This is a genomic window from Mangrovimonas sp. sgz306409 (genome assembly GCF_059735265.1).
Map to the genome: position 1 here is coordinate 93,115 of NZ_JCAPEU010000001.1, position 18,079 is coordinate 111,193.

Here is an 18,079-nt window from a genome sequence, read left to right on the forward strand (position 1 = left end):
GCGCTATTATACCCAGATTAAGATAGCTCATCAATACATTTTAAATGACTCTTACCTCTCTTAAAATAAGAACCTCGATTCAGGACAACCCTAAACTGGAACGGGCCTATGTCCAGTTTGGCAAACTCCTTAACGAATTGCAAAAAAGAGACCTTCCAGAAGCTATTATACACACCATCAACACCTACATTGAATCCTTAAATGCTCTCTCCGACAATGATAAAACCCTAAGGTCACAACTAAAAAAGTGTCAGACCAAGATTGTGGAATTGCTAGAGAAAGAATTGCATTTAGTGCCTAAAAATTATTACCAACAAAAATGGTTGGCTATTGGGATTGCAGTGTTTGGTATTCCGCTGGGAGTGGTTTTTGGCACCAGTCTTCACAATATGGCCTTCTTAGGCATTGGACTTCCTATTGGTATGGCCATTGGGATTGCCATTGGCTCCGAAAAGGACAAAAAAGCACAAGCCGAAGGCAAACAACTGGATTTGGAATTAAAATATTGAATACCTAACTTTTCAAACCCTTTTGCCCTATAAATTATATCAACCAAAGTAATACCATACTTATAGCTTGAGACTCCTAAAAAACCTTTTGTTATTCCAAAAACCACATTTCTTTCTAGCCTATGCCATTGCCATTGTACTAGGGCTTTTGTTTGGAGGGGAGCCTGCAACCATTGGATGGTGCTTTTTGTTTACGGCTCCGCAGATGCAATTCTTCTTCTACGATCTTAAAGACAAACAACAATACTATTATTACTACAATCTAGGTTTGAGCAAGCGCACTCTGTGGGGGTCGACCATAGGTATTTGCCTGATCAACCTTGTAATACTGTCGATTGTATGAACCATCTACACATAGACAGTGTTTCAAAAAGTTATGACACCAAGGTCATCCTAAGTGATGTGTATATGTCCTGTAAAAAAGGGGAGACGGTTGGTTTGATTGGACGCAATGGCTCAGGAAAATCTACCTTGCTCAAAATTGTTTTTGGTATCGAAAAAGCCGATTTTAAATTTATAAGAATAGGTAACACTATTATTAAAAGCGTGGCCGACGGCAGACGATTGATCAATTACCTGCCTCAAGACAACTTTTTACCCAACAATATTGCCATCAAATCTTTAATTCATTTGTTTCTTGCTAAAGAACACAGAGCAGCCGTACTTGAAAATGAGTACATACAACCGTTACTATATAAGCAGAACCAGCAGTTAAGCGGTGGCGAAAAACGAATTGTTGAAATTTTGCTGATGGTACATTCCAATGCCAAATTTGTGCTCTTAGACGAACCCTTTAATGGACTGAGCCCTATTATGAAAACCTATGTAATTGAGTACATCAATGGACTGAAATCGTCCAAAGGCTTTATCATCACAGACCACGATTATGAAAATGTCATACAATTGGCAGACCGTATTGTGTATTTACAAAACGGTTTCCTAAAATCATTACAGGACCTTAAAGAACTGGTAACCTTGGGATATATGTCTGAAGGAACGTTTGAAAACATTGAAAAATTACATCAATAAATTAACAACTTCAAGAACAAAACATTAAAAAAAGCCCCACATCACTGCGAGGCTTTTTCACACATATTAACCAATCTAATTAAAACCTATTATTATTGTCGTTATGTTTTACAGGTACTCTTTGAGGCACCAATTGTTTTCTTGTTTTATAAATTCCTAAACCCAAAACAGGTATCAGGAGTATTGTAGTTGTTATTACTATTGTTGTCATCATCAAAAATTCAATTACGGTTATGTTACACATCCAACCTATATAATAAGTGGACTCTTGCCAAACTTATAGCAATAACCGTACCAAATCACTGATAACAGACTGTCCTTTGTCGGTATTGTACCAAACCTGCAGCTCTTCCTTAAATTCAGGAGTCAATGCGCCATGTTCAGCCTTGTAAGCTTCCACCAATTGTGTGGCAGCTTCGGGTCTTGGTCCAAAGGTACTGACCACTTCACCAGTAGTATCTTCCACCATGATCAATTTTGGAATGGAACGACCACCATTGGTTAAAAATTCATCCATTAAGGCTTCATTCTCATCTCTAAAGACCAACTTCAGAGAAATGTTATCATTAAGTTCGGCTACTTTATTAATGGCAGGCACTACGTGTGCAGCATCCCCACACCAACTTTCGGTGATTACCAGCCAAGTTACCTTAGTTTGGAATTTCGCCACAGCTTCTTGAATATCTTGGGGCACTTTTATGGTCTTGTCCCACCGCTTCATACGGCGGTCGTTGAGTACTGTAAAATTAACACGGTCTTCCGATTGGTCCTCTCCTGATGTAGCTTGTTGAGCTACCAAGTCCTTGACCTTTTCACGATATTGTTCATAGTTCATACTATGTGTCAAGCTCGCTTTGACAATCTCGTCTACTCTGTTAATTTGTGATATATTCATACTCTAAAATTTTTTGACAAAATTAAGGCTAAAATGCCTATTTTTAGGTAACTGTTGTTACATTAAACAGCTCATTTTTCAACAAAATCACTATGGAAAAACAAAGATGCGGATGGTGCCTAGGAGACCCACTTTATGAGACCTATCATGACGAAGAATGGGGCGTTCCTGTGTATGATGATACCAAGCTTTTTGAGTTTTTGATATTGGAGACCTTTCAGGCCGGGTTAAGCTGGATAACCATCCTTAGAAAGCGTGAGAACTTTAGAAATGCCTTTGATAATTTTGATTACAAAACCATTTCACAATACAATGATGATAAGGTAGAAGCACTGCTTCAAGATGCCGGCATCATTAGAAATAGATTGAAAGTAAAAGCCACTATTACCAATGCCCAGGCCTTTATGAAAATACAGGATGAATTTGGAAGCTTTAGCAAGTACATTTGGGGATTTGTAGATGGCCACCCCCTTACCAACAAAATAGAACACTATAAAACGGCTCCAGCCACTACCCCATTGAGCGATACCATTAGTAAAGATTTAAAGAAAAGAGGCTTTAAGTTTGTAGGTTCTACTGTTGTGTATGCCCATATGCAAGCCACAGGTATGGTAAACGATCATGAGACCAAATGTTTTAGGTATAATGAGGTTTGAAAGGAGTAAAATGTTTTACTTACTTCTAAATAAGATTTTCATTCATCTGCTTACAGATATTTCACAAATTCCGCTCTAGCCATGTCCTCAGCACCTAAACTTTCCAGATGGTTGGTATACACTTGGCAATCTATCAATTTATAATTGGTGTTTTGAATATAGGTGATGAAGCCAGCTTTACTGGCATTGCTAACTTTGGAAAACATGCTTTCACCACAAAACACCCCATTACCCAAATCAACGCCATAAAGACCACCTACCAATTCATCATCCTGCCATACCTCAACTGATTTCGCATAGCCCAATTCATGTAAGGCCGTATAACCGGCAATCATATCTTGGGTAATCCAGCTACTAGGCTGTCCATGTCTCTTGATTTTGGAGCAAGAGGAAATAACTTCAGTAAAGGCCTTATTCACCGTCACCACAAAATCTGTATTCCGAAGCACCTGCTTCATACTTTTGGAGACTTTTAAACGCTCAGGAAAGAGTACAAATCGTGGGTCTGGCGACCACCATAGAATGGGATCGTCGTCATCAAACCACGGAAAAATACCATTCCGATAGGCCAACAACAAACGCTCTACAGATAAATCACCCCCAATGGCCAAAAGCCCTTCTGGTGAGGTTTCCCTAACGTCTGGAAAATTTATTTCATTTGTAAGAACACTTACCATCTACTACAACGTTTTCGTGAATATTCACACAACTTTCCTTTCAAAAACCAATAATTTTTATCAATTTTGAAATGGCCTGCATAATAAATTACTTATTATTCATTGCATTTTGATAATTACTTTTTATTTAGGCCGCACCTAAAACCACAATACTAAAGTCCTGGGTTTCCCAGGGCTTTTTTTATGGCTTGCTCCTAAAATTACATTCTTTTTTTGAGCTTTCAGGAATTTAAATCGGCTACTGATTTCTACATACAAAAAACCCCACTTTTTAAAAGTAGGGTTTCTGTATTGCATCTAAAATTCTTAGACAATTCCTAGAAAGGAAGATCGTCATGCTCATCTTCATTCAAGTTTCCTGCTGGTTCAAAAGCATCTGCAGGTGGCATTGGAGGCATACCTCCTGAAGCTTCAGCCTGTGCTGCTTCGATACGCCATCCTTGAATAGAGTTGAAATATTTAGTTTCACCTTGTGGATTCACCCATTCTCTACCTCTAAGGTTGATACTGATTTTTACGGGCTGCCCTACTTGGTAAGAATTTAATAAGTCGGTTTTATCCTGTACAAATTCCACCATAATGTGTTGTGGATATTGTTCGTCTGTAGTAATAACAATCTCTCTTTTTCTAAACCCGCTGCTTCCGAAACTTTGGGTTGTCCCAATCATTTTAATTTTTCCCTGAATTTCCATTCTTCTTACTATTTATTCTTATTTGTAATTTCTAAATCTTATCTAAACTACCGCTATGATAGTAGTACTTTCCAAGCACTTGCCACATCCCCAAAACTCAAATAGTTTTGCGCTAATTTGTGTTTTTCCCGATGTGTCATGCTCGTTACATTGGGGTAACGCTCACTAATATCCTCTAAAAAAGCTGCAATATCCTCCTGAAAAGGCAGCTGCTCCACATTCCCCAACATTCCCAAATCATTCCCTGTCAAGATCATGCTATTTCTGACTTCTTCTGGAAGCGCATCCACACCAAGTCCTAAAGTTTGCAATGGCTTAGGTATTTCAAAAAAACCATTTCTGGCCCTGCTGTAATAACTACCACCTGCTCTAGCCACCAAATCCAATTTCTCTTGATCGATACGCTGATCGTCGTCCAACACTTCTTCAGAAATATGAAACTTCACGACTTCACAGATTATCAAGTTTCCGGCACCTCCCCCTGTTCCCAACTTCACAATGTCATTCACCTTGCACTCAAATTGCACTGGTGATTCGGCCACTCTAAAAGGCTTTACCAAATCTGATTTCAACATGGTCAACCCAGCTTTCTCAAACTCATTGACACCTTTACCATACTCGGTACTGCTCAAGGAAGCCTGTTGTACCAAATCAAAATTCACCACATTAATAACCACTTCCTTTACCGCTTCTGCATTCTCTAAGGTATGCTTATTTGTATTGTCCCTAACTCTTCGCGCCGGTGAAAAAATCAATATAGGCGGATTGGCACTAAACACATTAAAAAAACTGAAAGGCGATAAATTAGGATTGCCTTCCTCGTCAATGGTACTCGCAAATGCAATAGGCCTTGGTGCCACAGCACTTAACAAATACCCATGTACTTTTGCAGTAGGCATGTCCTTTGGGTCAAATGAGATCATTGGCATAATTGATTTGAGGCAAATGTAACCATATTACCAAAGTAATAAAAATGATTTGAAAACCTTAAGCACAATATTATTAACAGAATTCCATTATATTTAGAATTACAAAAATTTTAGAATGGCCTTATCTACCAATAGAAACATTTTACGTTGGACCATCATCGTAGTATCTTTTGTCACTATTTCCCTTATCCTTTGGAATACGTATATTTTCTTTCAAAACTTCAAGGCAGAAGAACGCACCAAGATGGAAAATTGGTCATTGGCACAGGAAGAAGTAAGCAAGGTTACCGATTTAAAATCCAATGTAGGTGAATTACCATTGGAAATCCTTAAAAGTAATACCACAACCCCTATGATTTTGGTAAGCTTGGAAGGTATCACCTATAACAACATTGATGAAACTAAGGCTGAGGATTCTTTATACATCCAATCGCTAATTGAAAAATTTAAAAGCGAAAACCAGCCCATTGAAATTCGATACAAGGACAAGGTACTTTCAACTCTATACTACGGAAATTCACCATTGTTGAATAAACTAAAATATTATCCACTAGCCCTCTTGCTTATCATCTTTTTGTTTGGCGCCGTGGTGTATTTTTTCTACCGAAGCAATAAAAATGCCGAACAAAACAAACTTTGGACCGGAATGGCCAAAGAAACGGCCCACCAAATAGGCACCCCACTTTCTTCACTTGTAGGATGGATAGAAATTTTAAGGTCGGAAAACGTCGATCCAGATTATATTTTGGAAATGGAAAAAGACGTACAACGCCTTCAAACCATAACAGAGCGTTTCAGTAAAATAGGCTCTATGCCCACCCTTACCAAAACCGATATTGTGAAGGAAACCATAGATAGTTATGCCTATTTAAAATCCCGTTCTTCAAAACTGATTGATTTTGACATCACCGTTCCAAATGATGAAATATTTGTAGATCTCAACTCGCAACTTTACAGCTGGACCATTGAGAACTTGGTAAAAAATGCTATCGACGCCATGAAGGGCAAAGGCAAATTAAGTGTTGCCATAGAACAGGACACCAAACATGTAAAAGTAAATATTACAGATACGGGAAAAGGAATTTCCAAACAACAGTTCCATCAAATTTTTGAACCTGGTTACACCAGTAAAAAACGGGGTTGGGGACTTGGGCTATCTTTAGCCAAACGCATTGTAGAAGATTACCATAACGGCAAAATAAAGGTCCTACACTCCGAAATCGGTAAGGGTACGACCATGCAGATAAGTTTAAAAATTCTTTCGTAAATTTGAGTTTATGAGCGCATCATTTTTCACCCTAAAAGAAGTTGACCTTAACAACAATTGCCCCGAGTGCTATTCCAAAAAAGGCCTACACTTAACCTTTAAGCAAAAGTTGGTGGAAAACGTCTTTTACAAAGCCGTCACCAAAGACACTAGCCATACGCTCTATTGCCATACCTGCAATACCGAAATCTATCCCGTCCAATGGACCCATGAAATAGAGCAGGTATTCGCCTACCAACAGCGTGCCACTCCGGCCAAACCAAGGTCTGTGAAACTCACCAAATTATCATGGATACTTATTGCCTTAGACCTTTTGCTCATTTTGGCTATTATCCTATACGTGTTTGGCGTTTTTGAAAATTGACAAACTATAAATGTGAGGCAATAGCCTTGGCAATTGCTTCAAATTCTTCAGGTTGCAAGGCTTCTTTGGAAAGAAAACGGGCATCATCCATTCTATTCAACGGAATTAAGTGTACATGCACATGAGGCACTTCCAAACCAATCACCGAGACACCCACGCGTTTACAAGGAACCGCCTTTTCCAATGCAATGGCTACTCGCCTTGAAAACGCCATTAAACCCATATAGGTAGCTTCGTCCAAATCGAAAATCTTATCAACTTCCTTTTTTGGAATACATAAAGTATGTCCCTTTGCATTAGGGTTGATGTCCAAAAATGCCAAAAACTCATCAGTTTCAGCAACTTTATAGCAAGGAATCTCTCCGTTAATAATTTTTGTAAATATTGATGTCATGGTCATTCAGAATTAGATTTAAAGATAAAAAGATTCCCGCAGAACGGGAATCTTTTACTTAAATTTTAAACTGGTCTATAGAGACCGCCTATGATCTTGAAATTTCTAGAATATCAAATTTCATAACACCATTTGGTACTTGAATGTCTGCAACTTCTCCAACAGATTTCCCTAATAACCCTTTACCAATTGGAGAGTTTACAGAGATTTTACCAGAGGCCAAATCGGCTTCTCCATCAGCAACCAAGGTATAAGTCATTTCCATACCGTTGGTTTGGTTTTTGATTTTCACTTTTGAAAGCACTAATGCCTTAGAGGTATCCAATTGCGATTCGTCAATCAAACGTGCACCTGCCAAAATATCTTCCAACTTAGAAATTTTCATTTCCAATAAACCTTGCGCCTCTTTAGCGGCATCATATTCGGCATTTTCACTCAAATCTCCTTTGTCCCTTGCTTCAGCAATAGCTTGAGAGGCTTTTGGGCGTTCTATATCCTTAAGTTGTCTTAACTCATCTCTCAATTTCTTCAGTCCTTCCGCAGTGTAATAAGATACTTTACTCATAACTTCATTATTTAAATTGTAAACTGTAGCCGAAGTTCGTTCAGCATAAAAAAAATCCCGCTAGCACGAGATTACATACAAATTTACACAATTTTTTTAAATGTTAACTAGGTCTAAAGGTAACTAAAAAAATGGGAGTTCAAAGTAGGTGGTACTTTATAATTATTCGTTAAATTTTTAAAGAGCTCATATGCAAGGCCTACAGAAAGCCTTAATTTTATCGTAATTTGCACTTCTATTTTATAGCTATGAAAAAACTAATGACCTTTTTAACCCTACTGCCTTTATTGGTAGCCTGTGGTGGTAACGACGACCAAAACGAATGCAATTTCCTACCCAATGTTGGTGTGAATGCGTCTTTGAATATGAACTTACCACAGTACAGCCAATTGCAATTTCCAAGCAATCCTGTGTATGTGGGCAATCAAGGAGGTGTTGGAGGTTTTTTTGTGGTGAATACAGGTTTTGGATTTATGGCTTTTGATGCTGCCGACCCCAACCATGCTGTGAGCAATTGTTCAACTTTGAGCATTGATGGCATTGAAGGTGTTTGTGGCTGTACCGATGCCAACACCTATAGCTTGATTACAGGACAACCACTTTACAACTCCGAATTGCCCTGCGGCCTGAGAATGTATGTAGTGGAACAAAGTGGCAACATGCTGTACGTCTACAATTAAAAAAATATCCTTTCAAAATAAAAAAAGCCAAAACTGAAGTGTCGTTTTGGCTTTTTAGTTTTAAAAAATAGCGTTTTTAGAATTTCAAGGTCATTCCCAACAAAAAGTTAGTGGTAGCCTGAGGATAATACCCAGCACCTTCAATGGTGGTTACTTGGTTTGGATCGGACCAAGTATCATCATAAGTGTAGTAATACCCATTAGACACATACTTTTCATTGAAAATATTGTTCACCAATCCTGTAAACAAAATAGATTTAAAGATTGATTTCGTTTTTAGCTCGTAAGTAATATTGAAATCGTTTACAAAATAGCTGTCCAATTTTGAATTCTCAGCATCGGTATTCCCCATAAATTGTTCGCCTACATATTTACTCAATACAGACATTTGTAGGCTGGACATTGGTTGAAACACTAAAGCATTAGCCGCAATAAACTCTGGGGAGTAAGAGATGTTTGTTTTCCCTAAGTTGACCAATTCTCCATCTATGGAAGCAAAGGTTTCCTTGTTCTTATTGGAACTCAAAGTAAAGTTAGGCTGAATGGAAAACCTTTTAGACAAGGCTACGGCTGCTTCCACTTCCAATCCTAAACGATAACTATCGCCACTATTGGTTCTAATAGGGTTTCCTACATCATCCAGGTTACCAGTTAATACCAATTGTTCGTTGTATAGCATATAGTAAGCATTCACATTCAATCTCAGTTTTTGAGCGTCGTGTCTCCAACCCAATTCAAAATCGTTAAGCTGCTCAGGTTTTACAGTGGCATTGTTTTCAAAATCGTCTCTGTTAGGTTCTCTATTGGCTCTAGCATAAGAGAAATACAAGTTATTATAGTCATTCATCTTATAGGTCACTCCAGCTTTTGGATTGAAAAACGTATAATTTTCATCCACATTAAAAGGCACTCTATCAGATGTCAAACCCGTTACCGTATAATCTACATTTCGAACCTGAACATCGCCATAAAGACTCAACTTCTCATTAAATCGATAGGTAGCCTTGGCAAACACACTAAAATCGCCTTTCTTTCCATTACCATCGTAATAATGGTCTCCTATCTCACTGTCACTTGCATACTGTGCCCAAATAATTTCTCCAAAATGGTCACCATCATAAAAACTATACGAAGTCCCCAAAGTCATATTTAGGGCATCATTTTTATAGTTGACATTGGCATTTACTACATAAAAATCATTATCCAACCAACGCCGACGAATCAAATCTGTGGTATTGATGGTTTCACCTCCAATTTGAATTTCTGCCAAATCATAATCGGCAAAATCTTCATCTTCCTTATATTGTTCAAAGAACCCGCGGCCATAAGTATAATTCAGTCCCAAGTTCGTAGACCAATGGTTATTGTAACGTTGGTTCCAATGCAGTTGGTAATGGTCTTGTTTGTAATCATCTACCTCATTGTCATAAAAATGCATGTTTCCATCGGCGTCAAAATACATTCCTGCCGTATTAAAAGTTCTGTCATTTTCCAATAGGTCCAAATCCTCCAAACCATTCCAAGACTGATAGGTTTTCTCCTTTCCTCCAAAAGCCAAGGCTTTAATCAAGGTATTTTCATCTACATAAGACCCTTGCAAAAAATAAGATTGCAAATCGGAAGAGGCTCTGTCGATATAGCCATCCGATTTAATTTTCGACAAACGCCCTGCAAACTCAAAATGATCGTTCATTAATCCAGTACTGAACTTCACCGTATGTTTGCGTGTGTTATAACTTCCAAAGGAATTGGAAATTTCGGCACTCGCTTCTTTCGAAACGGCATCGGTCAGCACGTTAATACTAGCTCCAAAAGCCCCAGAACCGTTGGTGGAAGTCCCCACGCCTCGTTGTAACTGTAAACTTTCTACTGAAGAGGCAAAATCACCTAAATTCACCCAAAAGGTTCCCATAGATTCGGCATCGTTATAAGGAATCCCGTTAATGGTCACATTGGTAGATTGGGCATTAATACCACGTACACGAATATAGGTATATCCAATTCCGGCTCCTGCATCGGTAGACGTTACCACCGACGGCAAATAATTTAAGAGCACAGGAATGTCCTGACCTAAATTGCGCTTTTCAAGCTGCTCCTTGGTAACATTGGAATGTGTGATTGGAGATGTAGCTTCTACCCTAACGGCCTTTACCAGAACTTCGTCCAGTTTTTCAACTTCGGTAGAATCTTTTGTTTGTTGTTGTTGTTGTGCTTTTCCGGTGACTGATAGCACCAAAAGTGTTAAAAAAAGAAATAGTTTTTTCATATCGATTAAAAAATCATAATCGAATAAAAAGAGGTCATTATTCTTTTGTTGTTTTACAATAGATTTTGAAGCAAATGCTTCTATTACCATACGTTAAAACTTAATACCTTACTAATGGTTAACCAGTACTAAATGCCTGCAGACATTTTTAACGCTTCATTCCTAAACAGCATTACCTGTTCTAGGTTCAATGGGTATGATCTCAGCCGATATTAGGCACCCCTTTTTGAGAACGCTGCAAATTTAGGGAAGAATAGAGAATTAACCTACCTAAACAAAGATATTTTCAATTCAAGCTAGGTGGTTTCCTAAAACTCTTTTTTTCAGACTGTTTCCGTTTGTCCTGAAGTCGCTTTTTCTTGACGCCTTTTGGAATTTTGGTCGGCACACGCTCCTTTTGCACCTCTAAAGCCTCCTCAATCAAGTTCAAAAACTTCTGGATGACAAGGTTTTTGTTTTTGAATTGACTCCGGCTATCGTCACTATACAATACCAAAACCTGCCCCTTGTTTACCCTATTGGCAAGCGCGTCAAGCACCCGTTGTTTTTCATTTTCTTCCAAAACCTTGGAGGCCATCACATCAAAAAATAACTCCACTTTAGTAGCTACTTTATTAACGTGTTGCCCTCCCGATCCTGAACTACGAACTGCCTTAAAGGTCAGTTCTGAAATAAGTGCTTCCTGATTAATGTCCATTAAGAACTTGGTGTGGTGCTTTCAACAAATCGTTCACCGTTTTTACAGGATTAAAGGTAATCAATGGCACCTCCACAAACACGGTGTTCCAATTGGCCATACTTCCATTCCAAAGCCCTGGAAGCTCCAATGCCTTAAGGTTTCTCCCGTTTTTGGTCTTTTCGGTAATAAACGCCGCCGAAGGATCGACATATTTGGTCAAATTGAATTTTTCACCCTTATAATCCTTAACACTACACACAATATCCACAGGGTTAAAATGTGTCGATTTCGTTAAAATAGATTTTTGAGCCTTGTCCTTCATATTGATTTGGGCAGATTCCACAATTTGAAGAGAAATTACACCATCTTCATTCTTCACCCAAAAAGGTCCCCCTCCAGGCTCTCCTTCATTTTTCACCATTCCACAAATACGGATAGGACGGTTTAGTTTTTCCTGAAGGTACTCTATTTGATATTTAGACTTATATTTCTTGAATTCTGGAGAAATCTTGACATCCATTTTCTTGCTCAAGAATTTGGCAATTTCCTTAAGATCCTTCTCTTCTAGATTGTCTTCATCCAATTTTCTTAGATAGGTAAAGGCCTGTTCTTGAAGTTCCATTAAAATTCCTGCCAGTACTTTTTTATACTTAGCTACCTCTTCCTTGTATTTATACACCACCACATTGTCAATATTCTTCATAAAAATGACGTCGGCTTCAAGGTCGTTTAGGTTTTCAATAAGCGCACCATGCCCAGAAGGTCTGAACAACAAAGAGCCATCCTCTTCCCTAAACAACTTGTTTTTTGGGGTTACCGCAATGGTATCTGTAGATTCTTTTTGATAGGAAAAGGAAATTTCAAACTTAACACCTGTTTTAGTTTCTACCTTTTGTTGAATTCTCTCAAACTCACTTTTGAACTTGTCTTTATATTTTTCTGAAATGGTGAAGTGTAATTTTGCCTTACAATTATCAGAAGAATACAGAGCGGTTTCAAACAAATGCTCTTCAAAAGCTGTTGAAATCACCTTGTTTTTATACTCATGAAATGGCAACAGTCCCTTTGGATAGTTTCCGTAGTCCAACATATCCTCATCCAACATAGCCTTTACAAACAACCAAGCCTTTTCGTCCCTCGACTTTTGGTTGTAATCGGGATAAGTTTCCAAAAGCTTTGCCATGACCTCATCATAAAATGGAAACTTTTTAAGTCCTAGAAAGAATAAAGAAAGATCCTTAGCATTGGTATTGTTGATATAGGAATTCAAGCTTTCAGTCTCAGGATCATAATCCTGCTGAAACTGGAATAAAAACTTGAACATTCTGGTAGCAGCTCCAGAAGCAGGCACAAACTTTAACAGCTCACTTTCATTCTTTTTATCTTCAAAAACCTTTATATAGGCCGCCTCTTCCTCTGCAGTAAGCTTAGTAATGCCTTTTCCAATAGTGGCCGCCGCAATAAGATGGGTAAACGGGAGTCCGTTTTTAAAAATTTTAATCTGTTGTTTTACTTTTTTAGGGGTGAGTCCCTTTTTTTCTATCTGTTCTAAATCTGCTTCAGAAAATTTCATCAAGTCTGTTTTAATAGATTATCAATATGCTTCACCGCAACGTTAAAGCGTTCCTCTTCAGAACCCTTAAGTAAAACATATGGTTTGCTATGTGTTCTTAAAGCCGTTTCAAAAGCTTGAAACATGTGCTCCCTTTCATTAGGTCTGTCACGAATGTCATCCGCTTCCCACGGTACATCAATATTAGTCAAAAAATAAAGATTATACTGATTCTTTCCAACTATTTTATTCAAAACTTCAGGACAAAAACCATCATAATACATTGAACTATAAACTTTTGTCTCCAATAAATCGGTGTCACAAATCAATAGTTTTTCAACCTTTGACGTCAGTTCATTTTCTAGTTTTATTTGCCCTATGGCAATAGGCAGCACATCCTCTTCAGTGAGTTGTTCTCCCTTTTTCATTTTTTCTTCAGCATAAATCCGTGAAAATTCAGGAACCCAAAGCGTATCGTAATGCTTTGCCAAGCGTTGTGCCAATACCGTCTTCCCTGTAGATTCGGGCCCAAAAAGTACCACTTTTATGCAGTTTGAATCTTGTTGTCTAAGCTTCGCTTCCATTGGCGATATCCTTGAATTGCTAAAAATGTAAAAATGAGGTACTGTAACGATAATATCCCTAAACCTCTATAGGCATACAATGGTACGGTAATTAGATCGGCGAAAATCCAAAGGGTCCAATTTTCCAGTTTCTTGATAGCCATGTACCACATTGCTGTAAAGAAAATTCCCGAAGTAAAAATGTCTATATAGTTAGGAATTTCCAATTGGTAACCATAAGCCGTGTAGACCAAATAAGTTACCAACATTGTCAACAAAAACATGCCACCTCCTATTAATTTTTCTTTGGTATTGGTTCTGGAAATAGCCACCACATGCTTGTCTTCTTTTTTTCTGGCCCAGTTCCACCATCCGTAAATACTCATGACTGAATAATAAAAATTCATCATCATGTCTCCCAAATATCCCGCCTTGTACAATAGAAAAACTGTGATTACCGTTGCCACCAAACCCGTTGGATACACCAAGATATTTTCCTTCTGGGCATAGTAAACACTTAAAATCCCGAAGACAAAGGCAATGGCCTCCAACACAATAAACAGTGCAGGAGTACCACGATAGGGATCTATGAAAAAATCAAAAATGTGGTTCATAGTCGTGACGATCGGATTTCACAATTTTCATGTACAACAATCCTCTTTCTATCAACTCAAAAGCTTCCTTGATTTCACTTGTTAGTAAGCTCATTACCTCATCATAATCGCCATACACTTGAGTGCTCAAAGGGTTTTCCAAAACGGTAAGCCCAGAAGCTCGCAGTTTTTTTATAAAGTGAATAATAGCCGGTTCGTAGTTATCTTGAAGCGGTGTCAATGTTAGTTCTACTGAAATTTTCATGGTGTTTTAATTCCCTAATAGGATTTATTTAGAGTTATGTTTTTATTCAACCAAATCCGTTCAACGGTTTTGGTGTTTCTAGAATATTTTCTTTTTGCTGAAGTCTTTCAAAAAAGGTCTCATCTTGTTCAAAAGCTGTTCCAATCACTACCATATCGGCACCTGCATTATAGGCTTGAGCTAAGGCTTCCATATTTCTAATGCCTCCTCCAACAATCAAAGGAATCCTTAAATCCTCTTTTACTTTCTTGATAATATCGGCATCAATAGGATGTAAAGCGCCACTACCTGCTTCCAAATAGATTAGTTTCATCCCCAGCAGTTCCCCTGCTTTGGCCGTATCTACAATATTCTGAACATTATCTTTTGACATTGGCAAAGTATGCGTCACGCGCTGGACCGCTGTTTCCTTCCCATTTTCAATAAGTAAATAGCCTGTAGCGATGATTTCCAAATTGGCCTCTCTCAACTTTTGAACCGCCTGCACTTGTTTCCCGATAAGGTAATCGGGGTTTCTTCCCGAAATTAAGGACAAAAACAAAAGGGCATCTGCCTGTTCTGAAATTTGGCATACATCTCCAGGAAAAATGATTACTGGCAAAAGAGTATGCTTCTTTATCTCTGCCACCAAAATTGGCGTGACATGTTCATCAACTTCACTCCCGCCTACAAAAATATGGGTAGCGATAGATTTATTAATCCTCTCTATCAAATTGGCGACTCTATCAATTTGGAGTTTATCGGGGTCCAACAACACTGCCAACAATCGTTCGCCTGCAGCGCTTCTTATTAAAATATCCTTATAAATCATCAGTTACGGAAGTGTATAAGCACAGGTAAATCCTTCAAATTCCAAAAACGCCACGTGATAGCGGCTCTTTTTGTTTTTATAATCTATCCACGCCGTGGTTTCGCCATCATTCATCATAAACGGAATCACCAAAGTATGCTGCAAAAAACTCAATCCTGGGGTAGCAAAAAGCTTATACAAAGACTCCTTAACACACCAAATCACTGTAAGCTTATTGATATAATCGGCCTCGGTATTCTTCAAATACTTAAACTCATAGTCCATAAACTTATGAGCTATCACCCCTATTTTTTCCCGCTGTTTTTCAATATCAATCCCAACCACATCATCACTTACCACTACGGCAGAAAAGGTAAAAGAATGGGTTATAGAAATATGCTTTCCATCTTTTAAATGAGGTTTCCCATTTTCGTCATAAAACAAATCCTCGTCAGTATAGCCAAACTCAGCTAGTAAATGGCGTACACTTAAGAACCCTCGCTGGTGCAATTCACTTTTCATGTTTTGCACACGCTTTAAACTTTCCGGTTTTAGGGTAACAGGCTGAAACAACTCCTGATAGGACTCTGTTATCTTCCAGATTTTAACAGAAGTTTGTGCACTAGGATTAAGGGTTTTATATAGAGGCATTTACTTTTCTGAAAGTTATTGGTTATCTTTGCACCGCTTAAAAAGCAATGCCACTTTGGGTAAGCGAATTTAACCATTTTAGGGAGTATTGCCAAAGGTGTCATCTTATAACACTAGAAAAACATAAAACATGGATACAAAAACTGTGGCGTACGAGCCATTTAAGGTAAAAGACCTGTCATTGGCTGACTGGGGACGCAAAGAGATTGAATTGGCAGAAGCAGAAATGCCTGGATTGATGAGCTTACGTGAGGAATACAAAGAGACTCAACCGCTTAAAGGTGCTCGTATTGCTGGATGTTTGCACATGACCATTCAAACGGCTGTTTTGATTGAAACCCTTCAAGCCCTTGGTGCCGAAGTTACCTGGAGTTCTTGCAACATTTTTTCTACCCAAGATCAAGCTGCTGCTGCTATTGCCGCTGCGGGAACGGCTGTTTATGCTTGGAAAAACATGACCGAAGAGGAGTTTGATTGGTGTATTGAGCAAACTTTATTTTTTGGTGAAGACCGCCAACCGCTTAACATGATTTTGGATGACGGTGGAGACCTTACCAATATGGTATTGGACCGTTACCCACATTTGGTTGAAGGTATTAATGGTTTAAGTGAAGAAACGACTACTGGAGTTCACAGATTGTACGAGCGCATGAAAGCAGGAACGTTGCCAATGCCTGCTATCAACGTGAATGATTCTGTAACCAAATCTAAATTCGACAACAAATACGGATGTCGCGAAAGTGCGGTTGACGCTATTCGTCGTGCTACCGATGTGATGTTAGCCGGAAAACGTGTTGTGGTATGTGGCTATGGAGATGTAGGTAAAGGGACTGCCGCTTCTTTTAGAGGTGCCGGAAGTATTGTAACTGTGACTGAAATTGATCCTATTTGTGCTTTACAGGCAGCTATGGATGGATACGAAGTAAAACGTTTGGAAACTGTTGTTGGAAAGGCTGATATCGTAATTACCACAACTGGAAATAAAGACATCGTTCGTGGTGAGCACTTTGAAGCTATGAAAGATAAAACCATCGTATGTAACATTGGGCATTTTGACAACGAAATTGATGTTGCTTGGTTGAAAACAAATCATGGAGCAACAAAAGTTGAAATCAAACCTCAGGTTGACAAATATACTATCAACGGAAATGATATTATCCTTTTAGCAGAAGGACGTTTGGTGAACCTTGGTTGTGCGACTGGACATCCAAGTTTTGTAATGAGTAACTCGTTTACCAACCAAACTTTGGCACAAATTGAACTTTGGACCAACAAAGATGCTTACGAAAACAAAGTATACATGTTGCCTAAGCATTTAGATGAGAAAGTTGCCAAATTGCACCTTGCCAAAATTGGTGTGGAACTTACTGAGTTGAAACAAGACCAAGCCGATTATATCGGTGTACAAGTTGAAGGTCCTTTCAAACCAGAATACTATAGATACTAAGAGAATTCAAATTCTTTATAATACAAATCCCAAGCCTCAAGGTTTGGGATTTTTTGTTTTAGGCTGAATGTTTCAGCCCCAAATATCTCCTTAAAATTCCGTATATTCCTTAGACGTCATGGCATATCCAGAAGACAATATTAAAGTGCCTCGTTTTAGTGAGGAAGCAGGGTTTTACACCACTAAAAAACGCTCCAAGATTATGAGTCGTATTCGTGGCAAAAACACCAATCCAGAGCTGCGCTTTAGGAAAGCGCTTTGGCAAAAAAATGTCCGATACAGAGTGGATAGCAAAAGCCTACCTGGCAAACCCGATGTGTCCATCAAAAAATATAACCTTGCCATTTTTATTGATGGGGAATTTTGGCATGGCTACAATTGGGACGAACGAAAGGATCAGATAAAAAGCAACCGCAAGTTTTGGATTCCTAAGATAGAACGCAATATGCAGCGAGACTATCAAGTAAACCAAGCCTTGGAAGCCATGGGTTTTACCGTTTTCAGGTTTTGGACACATGAAATCAAGACCAACCTGGACCAATGCATCAATGATGTTTTAGTCTATATCACTACAGGCCGGAATGATTGGTAGGCAAACTCAATAAATAAGACAAAA

At 38.5% G+C, this 18,079-nt stretch carries 22 protein-coding genes and 1 pseudogene; 9 read left to right on the top strand and 14 right to left on the bottom strand.

What is annotated here, in order from left to right:
• The first annotated feature begins 44 nt into the window (after window positions 1-44).
• From AC6I5C_RS00440 to AC6I5C_RS00450, 3 genes are all read left to right on the top strand, one after another.
• Complete coding sequence (locus AC6I5C_RS00440; protein ID WP_497903430.1) at window positions 45-509, top strand: hypothetical protein; 465 nt, start codon at window positions 45-47, stop codon at window positions 507-509.
• Window positions 510-576: 67 nt separating this feature from the next.
• A complete protein-coding gene (locus tag AC6I5C_RS00445; protein WP_497903431.1) occupies window positions 577-852 on the top strand; it encodes a hypothetical protein in 276 nt (91 codons plus the stop codon).
• Window positions 849-1,538 carry an ATP-binding cassette domain-containing protein gene (locus AC6I5C_RS00450; protein WP_497903432.1) on the top strand — a complete coding sequence of 230 codons (690 nt, stop codon included), beginning with the start codon at window positions 849-851 and terminating at the stop codon, window positions 1,536-1,538. The genes AC6I5C_RS00445 and AC6I5C_RS00450 overlap by 4 nt, the downstream gene beginning before the upstream one ends.
• A 277-nt stretch (window positions 1,539-1,815) precedes the next feature.
• On the opposite strand, the gene AC6I5C_RS00455 is transcribed toward AC6I5C_RS00450, so the two are convergent.
• Window positions 1,816-2,433 (bottom strand): thioredoxin family protein, encoded by a 618-nt coding sequence (locus tag AC6I5C_RS00455; protein WP_076662939.1) that lies wholly within the window; start codon window positions 2,431-2,433, stop codon window positions 1,816-1,818.
• A 92-nt stretch (window positions 2,434-2,525) separates the two neighbouring features.
• Here AC6I5C_RS00455 and AC6I5C_RS00460 point away from each other — a divergent pair, with 92 nt between their 5' ends.
• Complete coding sequence (locus AC6I5C_RS00460) at window positions 2,526-3,089, top strand: DNA-3-methyladenine glycosylase I (protein ID WP_497903433.1); 564 nt, start codon at window positions 2,526-2,528, stop codon at window positions 3,087-3,089.
• 50 nt (window positions 3,090-3,139) lie between these two features.
• Here the strand turns inward: AC6I5C_RS00460 and aat are convergent, their stop codons facing one another.
• The 3 genes from aat to AC6I5C_RS00475 all read right to left on the bottom strand — a co-directional run bounded on the left by aat (window position 3,140) and on the right by AC6I5C_RS00475 (window position 5,381).
• Window positions 3,140-3,766: a leucyl/phenylalanyl-tRNA--protein transferase gene (gene aat / locus AC6I5C_RS00465; RefSeq protein WP_497903434.1), complete on the bottom strand. Its 627-nt coding sequence runs from the start codon at window positions 3,764-3,766 to the stop codon at window positions 3,140-3,142.
• A gap of 317 nt (window positions 3,767-4,083) precedes the next feature.
• On the bottom strand, window positions 4,084-4,458 hold the full coding sequence (locus AC6I5C_RS00470; protein WP_076662936.1) for a DUF3127 domain-containing protein: 375 nt from the start codon (window positions 4,456-4,458) through the stop codon (window positions 4,084-4,086).
• 53 nt (window positions 4,459-4,511) lie between these two features.
• Complete coding sequence (locus AC6I5C_RS00475) at window positions 4,512-5,381, bottom strand: flavin reductase family protein (RefSeq protein WP_497903435.1); 870 nt, start codon at window positions 5,379-5,381, stop codon at window positions 4,512-4,514.
• A gap of 121 nt (window positions 5,382-5,502) precedes the next feature.
• Here AC6I5C_RS00475 and AC6I5C_RS00480 point away from each other — a divergent pair, with 121 nt between their 5' ends.
• Window positions 5,503-6,654 carry a sensor histidine kinase gene (locus AC6I5C_RS00480; protein ID WP_497903436.1) on the top strand — a complete coding sequence of 384 codons (1,152 nt, stop codon included), beginning with the start codon at window positions 5,503-5,505 and terminating at the stop codon, window positions 6,652-6,654.
• A gap of 10 nt (window positions 6,655-6,664) precedes the next feature.
• Window positions 6,665-7,018: a hypothetical protein gene (locus tag AC6I5C_RS00485; protein WP_497903437.1), complete on the top strand. Its 354-nt coding sequence runs from the start codon at window positions 6,665-6,667 to the stop codon at window positions 7,016-7,018.
• A gap of 4 nt (window positions 7,019-7,022) precedes the next feature.
• Here the strand turns inward: AC6I5C_RS00485 and AC6I5C_RS00490 are convergent, their stop codons facing one another.
• Together AC6I5C_RS00490 and greA are read right to left on the bottom strand one after the other, a co-directional pair.
• Window positions 7,023-7,412 (bottom strand): HIT family protein, encoded by a 390-nt coding sequence (locus AC6I5C_RS00490; protein WP_497903438.1) that lies wholly within the window; start codon window positions 7,410-7,412, stop codon window positions 7,023-7,025.
• An 88-nt stretch (window positions 7,413-7,500) separates the two neighbouring features.
• Window positions 7,501-7,977, bottom strand: coding sequence for a transcription elongation factor GreA (gene greA, locus AC6I5C_RS00495; RefSeq protein WP_497903439.1), 477 nt, complete (start codon window positions 7,975-7,977; stop codon window positions 7,501-7,503).
• Window positions 7,978-8,225: 248 nt separating this feature from the next.
• On the opposite strand from greA, the gene AC6I5C_RS00500 reads away from it, so the two are divergent.
• Window positions 8,226-8,657 carry a Rieske (2Fe-2S) protein gene (locus AC6I5C_RS00500; RefSeq protein WP_497903440.1) on the top strand — a complete coding sequence of 144 codons (432 nt, stop codon included), beginning with the start codon at window positions 8,226-8,228 and terminating at the stop codon, window positions 8,655-8,657.
• A 76-nt stretch (window positions 8,658-8,733) separates the two neighbouring features.
• On the opposite strand, the gene AC6I5C_RS00505 is transcribed toward AC6I5C_RS00500, so the two are convergent.
• From AC6I5C_RS00505 to AC6I5C_RS00540, 8 genes and pseudogenes are all read right to left on the bottom strand, one after another.
• Window positions 8,734-10,923 carry a TonB-dependent receptor gene (locus AC6I5C_RS00505; protein ID WP_497903953.1) on the bottom strand — a complete coding sequence of 730 codons (2,190 nt, stop codon included), beginning with the start codon at window positions 10,921-10,923 and terminating at the stop codon, window positions 8,734-8,736.
• Window positions 10,924-11,209: 286 nt separating this feature from the next.
• Complete coding sequence (gene arfB, locus AC6I5C_RS00510) at window positions 11,210-11,620, bottom strand: alternative ribosome rescue aminoacyl-tRNA hydrolase ArfB (protein ID WP_497903441.1); 411 nt, start codon at window positions 11,618-11,620, stop codon at window positions 11,210-11,212.
• Window positions 11,610-13,175, bottom strand: coding sequence for a DUF4301 family protein (locus AC6I5C_RS00515; protein ID WP_497903442.1), 1,566 nt, complete (start codon window positions 13,173-13,175; stop codon window positions 11,610-11,612). The genes arfB and AC6I5C_RS00515 overlap by 11 nt, the downstream gene beginning before the upstream one ends.
• Window positions 13,175-13,696: an AAA family ATPase gene (locus AC6I5C_RS00520; RefSeq protein WP_497903443.1), complete on the bottom strand. Its 522-nt coding sequence runs from the start codon at window positions 13,694-13,696 to the stop codon at window positions 13,175-13,177. Before AC6I5C_RS00520 ends, AC6I5C_RS00515 begins: the two co-directional genes overlap by 1 nt.
• Window positions 13,697-13,785: 89 nt before the next feature.
• Window positions 13,786-14,331: pseudogene (gene pnuC, locus AC6I5C_RS00525) on the bottom strand (nicotinamide riboside transporter PnuC); the annotation flags it as partial.
• Window positions 14,315-14,575: a thiamine-binding protein gene (locus tag AC6I5C_RS00530; RefSeq protein WP_307901196.1), complete on the bottom strand. Its 261-nt coding sequence runs from the start codon at window positions 14,573-14,575 to the stop codon at window positions 14,315-14,317. The gene AC6I5C_RS00530 and the pseudogene pnuC, both read right to left, overlap by 17 nt.
• Before the next feature lie 46 nt (window positions 14,576-14,621).
• Window positions 14,622-15,386, bottom strand: a complete 765-nt coding sequence (locus tag AC6I5C_RS00535) for a phosphoglycerol geranylgeranyltransferase (protein WP_497903444.1) — start codon at window positions 15,384-15,386, stop codon at window positions 14,622-14,624.
• A gap of 3 nt (window positions 15,387-15,389) precedes the next feature.
• Complete coding sequence (locus AC6I5C_RS00540) at window positions 15,390-16,016, bottom strand: 4'-phosphopantetheinyl transferase family protein (protein ID WP_497903445.1); 627 nt, start codon at window positions 16,014-16,016, stop codon at window positions 15,390-15,392.
• A 130-nt stretch (window positions 16,017-16,146) separates the two neighbouring features.
• Between AC6I5C_RS00540 and ahcY the strand changes: the two genes are divergently transcribed.
• Window positions 16,147-17,463, top strand: coding sequence for an adenosylhomocysteinase (ahcY, locus tag AC6I5C_RS00545; protein ID WP_497903446.1), 1,317 nt, complete (start codon window positions 16,147-16,149; stop codon window positions 17,461-17,463).
• Window positions 17,464-17,581: 118 nt separating this feature from the next.
• Window positions 17,582-18,055 carry a very short patch repair endonuclease gene (locus tag AC6I5C_RS00550; RefSeq protein ID WP_497903447.1) on the top strand — a complete coding sequence of 158 codons (474 nt, stop codon included), beginning with the start codon at window positions 17,582-17,584 and terminating at the stop codon, window positions 18,053-18,055.
• Window positions 18,056-18,079 lie beyond the last annotated feature (24 nt).